Origin of the sequence: Streptomyces sp. T028, from assembly GCF_048159505.1 — a bacterium.
Lineage (GTDB): Bacteria > Actinomycetota > Actinomycetes > Streptomycetales > Streptomycetaceae > Streptomyces.
The window spans coordinates 1-8,596 of the sequence record NZ_JBLRVZ010000107.1 but is presented as its reverse complement, the minus strand read 5'-3'; the positions used below and the strand labels follow the sequence as shown (position 1 = coordinate 8,596).

General features: G+C 71.0%; 1 protein-coding gene. It reads right to left on the bottom strand.

The window, feature by feature from the left end; translation table 11 throughout:
• Positions 1 to 8,546, bottom strand: an 8,546-nt coding sequence (locus ACLZN2_RS50615) for an amino acid adenylation domain-containing protein (protein WP_416987017.1), incomplete at its 3' end; no start/stop codon positions are given.
• Between the last annotated feature and the right edge of the window lie 50 nt (positions 8,547 to 8,596).

Here is an 8,596-nt window from a genome sequence, read left to right as displayed (position 1 = left end):
GCCGCACCACTGTCCGCAACCATGAACGCCAACCGCTCAGCAGGAAGAGCCGGATCCAACGGCACATACGCCGCCCCCGCCCTCCACACACCCAACAACGCCACCACCAGGTCCACACCCAGGCCGAGCCCCAACCCCACCCGTGACTCCGCACCGACCCCCAACTTCCGTACATACCGGGCCAGTTGGTTCGCCCGCGCGTCCAACTCCCCGTACGACAGCTCTACGCCCCCGCACACCACCGCCACCGCATCCGGACCACGAGCCGCCTGGCCGTCGAACAACGCCGGCACCGCAGACCCCGCCCCCACCGGTACGCCACCGCCATCACCCCACTCCACCAAGACCCGCCGACGGTCCTCCTCCGACAGCACATCGACCTCACCGAGCCGCACACCCGGATCCATCGCCACCAGCCCCAACACCCCGACGAAACGCTCGGCGATCGCCTCCACCGTCGCCGCGTCGAACACATCGGCCGCTGCGGTGATCGCGCCCCGCACCCCCGCAGGACGGCCGTTGCGGAACACCTCGCCCAACGTGACATCCAGGTCGAACTTGGCCGGCGTCCCGCCGGCCGTCAGCGGCCTCGCCCGTACCCCGGACAGTTCCAGAGCCGCAGTGGCGTTGTTCTGCCAGGTGAACATGGTCTGGAACAGAGGGTGCCTGGCGAGGGAGCGGGCCGGCGCCAGAGTCTCCACCAGGCGCTCGAAGGGCACGTCCTGGTGCTCCAGGGCCGCCAGGCCGGACGCACGCACCCGGGTGAGCACGTCGGTGAAAGCAGGGTCACCGGACAGGTCTGTCCGCAGGACAAGGGTGTTGACGAAGAACCCGACGAGCTCGTCCAGGGCCTGGTCGGTCCGTCCGGCCACCGCCGTGCCGATCGGGATGTCCTCACCCGCCCCCAGCCGGGACAGCAGCACCGCCAACGCCGCCTGGACCACCATGAACAGCGTGACACCCTGCTCACGCGCCAGCACAGCCAGCCCCGCATGCACGTCGGCAGGAACGTCGAGGGCGACCGTGTGCCCCCGGTGCGACGCGACCGCCGGGCGAACCCGGTCCGCGGGCAGAACGAGCTCCTCCGGAGCCCCCGCCAGCGCCTCCCGCCAGTAACCGACCTGGGCCGCGAGCACGCTGCCCGGATCCTCTTCCTCACCCAGCAGCTCCCGCTGCCAGAGCGCGTAGTCGGCGTACTGCACGGGCAGCGGCTCCCAGCCCGGCTCACGTCCCTCGCACCGCGCCGCGTACGCCCGGGAGAGATCGCGGGCCAACGGTCCCATCGACCAACCGTCCCCGGCGACATGGTGCATCACCAGCACGAGGACATGGGTGTCCGGGCCGGTCTCGATCAGCAGCGCCCGCAACGGAACCTCTGCCGCCAGATCGAACGCACGCTCCGTCTCGGCCGCCACCAGAGCCGCGACCTGCTCCTCGGCAGCCTGTGCGACCCGCAGCACCTCACCCACCTCGGCAGTCGCCACCACCTGCTGGAACGGCTCCCCGTCCACGACAGCGAACACCGTGCGCAACACCTCGTGGCGGGCGACCACGTCCGACAGCGCCGCTCCCAGCGCGCCCTCGTCGACTCGCCCGGTCAGGCTCAACGCCGCCCGGATGTGGTAGGCCGGGCTCGGCCCCTCCAACTGCGTCAGGAACCACAACCGCCGCTGCGCGAACGACAACGGCACCCGCTCGGGCCGCTCCCGCGGCAGCAGGCCCGGCCACGCCGGACCGGTGTCGCCGATCCGCGCCGCCAGGGCGGCCGGAGTCGACGCCTCGAACAGCATCCGCACCCCTGCCTCCGCGCCGAAGACGGTCCGGACCCGGGACACCAACCGGGTCGCCAGCAGCGAATGGCCGCCCAGCTCGAAGAAGTCGTCCTCGACGCCGACCCGCTCCAAGCCGAGGACATCGGCGAAGAGGTGACAGAGGATCTCCTCATCGGCGGTGGCGGGCCCGCGGCCGCTCGCGGTCGAGCGGTACTCCGGCGCGGGCAGGGCTGCCCGGTCCACCTTCCCGTTCACCGTCAGCGGCAGCTCGTCCAGCACGACCACAGCGGACGGAACCATGTACTCCGGCAGCCGCTGCCCCATGAAGGCGACCGCTTCCGCCGTCAGGTGCGATTCCACCGCGGAGTCGTCTCCGCCTCCGGGCACCACGTAGGCCATGAGGCGCTTGTCCCCGGGGGTGTCCTCACGGACGACGACCACGGCTTGGGCGACACCCGGGCAGTCCGAGAGAACAGCCTCGACCTCGCCCGGCTCGACCCGGAACCCGCGGACCTTCACCTGCTCGTCCGCCCGCCCGGCGAAGACCAGCTGACCGTCGGCCGTCCAACGAGCCAGATCCCCGGTCCGGTACATGCGCTCACCCGCCGCGCCGAACGGACAGGCGACGAAGCGCTCCGCCGTCAGCCCCGGCCGGCCGTGATATCCCCGCGCCAGACCCGCGCCGGCCACGTACAGCTCGCCGACCACCCCGCACGGCACCGGCCGCAGGTCACCGTCGAGGAGGTAGAGGCGGGTGTTGTCCATCGGCGAGCCGATCGGCGGCGTCTCCGGCACGGCCGCGCCGCTCCCGACGGCGTACTGAGTCGCACAGAACGTGGTCTCCGTCGGCCCGTACACGGGCCGTACCGCCACCCCCGGGCAGGCCTCGAGCACCGCCGCCATCGCCTGCGCCGGCACCACATCGCCCCCGGTCAGCACCTCCCGCAGCCCGGTGAAGCACCCCGGGTCGTCCTGCGCCAGAACCCGCAGCAGCCCGGCCGGAACCCAGACATGGCTGAGCTCATGCGCACCGACCAGCGATCGGATAAGTCCTCCGTCCAGCTCGTCCGCCGGGGCCAGCACCACCGTGCCGCCACCCGCGAGCGTCACCCACAACTCGAAGACCGACGCGTCGAACGCGTACGGCGCGTGGCCCAGGACCCGCGTCGGCGCCGACTCCTCCCAACACCGGTCCGTCGCCCGTGCCACCACGTCCCGCTGGGAGACCACCACGCCCTTCGGCCGCCCCGTCGACCCCGACGTGTACATCACATACGCCGCGGCATCGGCTCGGCCCCGCCCCGCCACCACCGCCGGATCCGCCGTCGCCGCCTCCGCGACGACGCCCGGGTCGTCCACGCACACCACCGCCACATCCAGCGTCCGCGGGAGCATGACGGCCAGATCACCCGTGGTCACGGCACACACCGGCGCCCCGTCGGCCAGCATGAACCCGATCCGCTCGGTGGGATACGACGGATCAACGGGGAGATAGGCAGCCTCTGCCTTCCACACCGCCAGCAACGCCACGACCAGATCGACCGACCGCTCCAGCATCACCGCCACCACCGACTCCGCGCCCACGCCACGCGCCGCCAGCACCCCGGCCAGCCGCGACGCACGCTCGTCCAGCTCGGCGTACGTCACCCGCTCGTCCCCCCGCACCACCGCCACGGCATCGGGACCACGGGTCACCCACTGATCGATCAGCTGGGGCAGCGTCGTATCCACAGCCTCGGTGACGGTGTCGTTCCAGCCCGCCAGGATGTGCGCCCGCACGGCACCGGGCAGGATCTCGATCCCGCGCAAGGACCTTTCCGGCGCATCCTCCAGGGCGGCGATCAGCCCCTCGAGAGCAGTGTGCAGCGACGCGCACACCGGCTCCGGGTCCACCGGAGCAACCGCGTCGACCGTCAGCTCGAAACCGGTTCCCAGGTCATCCACCGCGAGTACCAGCGGGTAGTTCGTTCGATCCTGGGCGTACAGCAGCGCGGTACGGTCCGCCCTGGCCCGCCTGTCGTCGGTACGCGCCGCAGACCGACGGCTGTGACGGTAGTTGAACAGGGAGGTGAACAGCGGGGCGGAGGGTGCGACGCCACTGGCTTTCTGCGCGAGTGACAGGGGGGCGTGCTCGTGCACCAGCAGGCCGGCCAGCTGCGACCGCATCGCCTCCACCGCGCCCAGCACGCTCAGGCCCGCGACGTCCACCCGTACCGGCAGGGTGTTCATGAAAGGACCGGGGATCCGGTCCGAGCCCGCCCCCGCGGTCATCCGGCCGAGGAGTACGGTCCCGAAGACCACGTCCGTACGGCCGGACAGACTCGCCAGCACCCGCGCCCACGCCACATGGAACAACGTCGCCGGACTCACCCCCAGCCCACGCGCCCGCTCCCGCACCCGCTCCGCCAGCCCCTCCTCCACGGCCAGCCGCCCCTGCTCCACACCGGTGCCGTCACCGTGGGCGTCGGAGAGACCGAACGGCAGCGTCGCCTCGGTGACATCGCCGAGCAGACCGGCGAAGTACTCCTCGTGCTCCTGCCGCGAGACCCCCAGCCGGGCCTGCGCGACGAAGTCACGGAACGGCAGCGGCGCCGGCAGTTCGTCCCCACGCCCCGCCATGAACGCCGCGACCTCACCCAGCACCACGTCCGCCGCGGTGTGGTCCTGGAGCAGGTGATGGATCTGCACCAGCGCCAGCCACCGGTCACTGCCCGGCTCCGCCGCCACATGCACCCGCAGCAACGGGGCCCGCCGCAGGTCCATCCACGACCCGGCCGTCGCCAGCAACTCCACCACCGGATCGGCCCCGTTCGCCGGCAGCGTCACCTCCGTCACCGGGACGACGGCACGACGCCACACCACCTGCACCGGCTCCGGCAACCCCTCCCACACCAGCCCCGTGCGGTAGATGTCATGCCGGTCCACCACCCACTGCAACGCCGACACACACGCGTCCAACCGCTCACGGGTGTCAAAGGCCAACACCATCGGCACGAGGTACACGTCGGTCTCACCGGGCTCGGCGAGCAGATGGTGGAAGAAGATGCCTTCCTGCAACGGCGCCAGCGGATACACGTCCGCCACGTTCGCCGCCCCGCCCTCGACCGCCGCGCACACCAACTGCACCTGCTCCGGGGACAACTCCACCAACGGCAGCATCTCCGGGGTGATCGCCTCCGCGCCCTCCGGAATGCCGTTCGGCGGCACCTCCACCTCGGCGCCGGCCCCTGCCACCGCCAACGCCGCCGGAGTGGGCGACTCGAACAGGACCCGCACGGATACGCCCACGCCCCGCTCACGCAGCCGCTGCAGCAACGACACCGCGAGCAGTGAATGTCCGCCGAGTTCGAAGAAGCTGTCCTCGGCCCCGACCCTTTCCAGGCCCAGCACCTCGGCGAACGCCTGGCACATGATCTCCTCGGCCACCGTCGCCGGACCACGACTGCCACCAGCGGCCTCGTACGCGGGTTCGGGCAGGGCTGCCCGGTCCACCTTCCCGTTCACCGACAACGGCAGCGCGTCCAGCACCACCACAGCGGACGGAACCATGTACTCGGGCAGCCGCCCAGCAGCGAACGCCCGCAGTTCGTCCTCCGCCACAACACCACCGCCGCCACCGGGCACCACATAGGCGACCAGCCGCCCGCCGCCGGGAGCATCCTCACGCGCGACGGCCAGCGCCCGAGCGACCCCGGGGTGCGCGGCCAGCACAGCCTCGACCTCACCCGGCTCAACCCGGTACCCCCGGACCTTCACCTGCTCGTCCGCCCGCCCCACGAACACCAGCCGGCCGTCGGCCGTCCACCGCGCCAGATCACCGGTGCGGTACATCCGCTCACCCGGCGCCCCGAACGGACATGCCACAAAACGCTCCGCCGTCAACCCCGCCCGTCCCACGTACCCGCGGGCCAGCCCGACGCCCGCCACGTACAGCTCCCCCACCACTCCTGACGGAACCGGCTCCAGGAACCGATCGAGGAGATGGACACGGGTGTTGTCGATGGGCCGGCCGATCGGGACGCTCGCCCCTTCCTTGCCGGGTCCTGACCGCCAGAAGGTGGTGTCGATGGTGGTCTCGGTCAACCCGTACAGATTGTGCGGGCCCACATCCAGCAGACCCGCCGCCCGGTCGTGCAAGTCGCCCGGCAGCACCTCCCCACCGCTGAACAGCATCCGCAAGCTGCCACAGCCCGCCACCGCGGGCTCGGCAACGAACGCCGCCAGCATGGAGGGAACGAACTGCGCGACCGTGACCCGTTCACGCTGGATCAGCCGCGCCAGATACGCCGGATCGCGATGCCCCTGCGGTGCGGCGACCACGAGTACCGCACCGGCCATCAGCGGCCACCACAGTTCCCACACCGAGGCATCGAAACCGAACGGCGTCTTGTGCAGCACCCGGTCCCGCTGCTCCAGACCGAACTCCCGCTGCATCCACCTCATGTGGTTGACCAGCGCTCCCTGCGTGACCACCACGCCCTTCGGCCGCCCGGTCGACCCCGAGGTGTACATCACGTACGCGGCGCTCCCGCCGTACGACGCCGGGCACTCCGCCCGGTCCTGGGCACCGCCCACATCCCTCAGGGACCGCTCCGGCCCGTCCACGGCCAGCACCGGGACGGCCACTCCTTCCGGCAGGACACCGACCTGATCACTGGCGGTCAGGACACATACGGGACCGGCATCGGCGAGCATGAACGCCACCCGCTCACCGGGATGGCCGGGATCCACCGGCAGATAGGCGGCGCCGGCCTTCCACACCGCCAGCAACGCCACCACCATGCCGACCGAGCGCTCCACCATCACCGCTACCACGGCTCCCGGACCCACGCCACGATCGGCCAGCTCCCACGCCAGCCTGTTCGCCCGTTCGTCCAGTTCCGCATACGTGATCTGCTCGTCGCCGCACACCACGGCGGGCGCGTCGGGGGTACGCGCCACCCACTCGTCGACCAGTTGGAGCAGCGTCACGTCCGTAGTCGTGGTGGCCGTGTCGTTCCAGCCGTTCACCAGCTGCTCACGCTGGGCGCTCGGCACAATGCCGACTCCGTGCACCGGGCTGCCCGGTGCGTGCTCCAGCGCGGTGACCAAGCCGTCAAGAGCAGTGTGCAACGACGCGCAGACCACGTCCGGATCCCCCGGAGCGACCACATCAGCGGTCAGGACGAAGCCCGCGCCGTAGTCGTCCACAGCCACAGCCAGCGGATAGTTCGTGAGCTCCTGGTTGTGGACCAACTCCACGCCGGCCAAGCCGTGTCGCGCACCGCCAGCCGGCCGGACACCCGGCCGACGGCTCCGGCGGTAGTTGAAGAGAGAGGTGAACAGAGGGGCGGGGGAAGGGACGTTGGCGGCTTTCTGGGCCAGTGCCAGGGGTGCGTGTTCGTGCACCAGCAGGTCGGCCAGCTGCGAACGCATCGCCTTCACCGCGCCGGCCACGTCCAGGCCCGCGACGTCCACCCGTACCGGCAGGGTGTTCATGAACGGCCCCGGAACCCGCTCGGCGTCCACACCCGCGTTCATCCGTCCGAGGAGTACGGTCCCGAACACCACGTCCGTACGGCCGGACAGAGTCGCCAGCACCCGCGCCCACGCCACGTGGAACAGCGTCGCCGGGCTGACCCCAAGCTGACGTGCCTGCTCCCGGACACGCCGCGCCAGGCCGTCATCGACCGCCTGCCGCGTTCGCTGCACACCGGTGCCGTCGCCGTGTACGTCGGACAGACCGAACGGCAGCGTCGGTTCTGTGACATCGCCGAGCAGACCAGCGAAGTATTCCTCGTGCTCGGCACGGGACACCCCCAGCCGGGCCTGCGCCACGAAGTCGCGGAACGGCAGCGGCGCCGGCAGTTCGTCGCCACGCCCCGCCATGAACGCCTCAACCTCACCCATCACCACTTCCAGCGCCGTGTGGTCCTGGAGCAGGTGATGGATCTGCACCAGCGCGAGCCACCGGTCACTGCCAGGCTCCGCCGCCACATGCACCCGCACCAACGGCGCCCGCCGCAGATCCATCCAGCGCCCGGCCATCGCCATCAGCTCTGCCACCGGATCCCCGGTCTCGGGCAGGACCACCTCGGTGACCGGCACGACCGCCCTGCGCCGCACCACCTGCACCGGCTCCGGCAGCCCCTCCCACACCAGAGCCGTGCGATAGATGTCATGCCGGTCCACCACCCGCTGCAACGCCGACAGGAACCCGTCCAGCCCCTCACGACCGTCGAAAGCCAACGTCATCGGCACGAGATAGACGTCCGCCTCACCAGGCTCGGCGAGCAGGTGGTGGAAGAAGATGCCCTCCTGCAACGGCGCCAGCGGATACACGTCCGCCACGTTCGCCGCCCCGCCCTCCACCGACCCACACACCAACTCCACGTGCTCCGGAGTGAGGTCCACGAGTGGCAGCATCTCCGGGGTGATCACCTCCGCCCCGTCCGGAATGCCGTTCGGCGGCACCTCCACCACACCACCGCCCTCACCCGCGGCGGCCAGCCCCGCCGGAGTGGGCGCCTCGAACAACGCCCGCACCGACACCCCCAACCCCCGCTCACGCAACCGCTGCACCAACGACACCGCCAACAGCGAATGCCCACCCAACTCGAAGAAGTTGTCCTCCACCCCCACCCGCTCCACACCCAGCACCTCGGCGAACGCCAGGCACACGATCTCTTCCGCCACCGTGACAGGACCGCGCCCACCGCCGGACACCGCATACTCCGGCACCGGCAACGCCGCCCGGTCCACCTTCCCGTTCTCCGTGAGGGGCAGCTCATCCAAGATCATCACCGCGGCAGGAACCATGTACTCCGGCAACCGCCCTGCAGCGA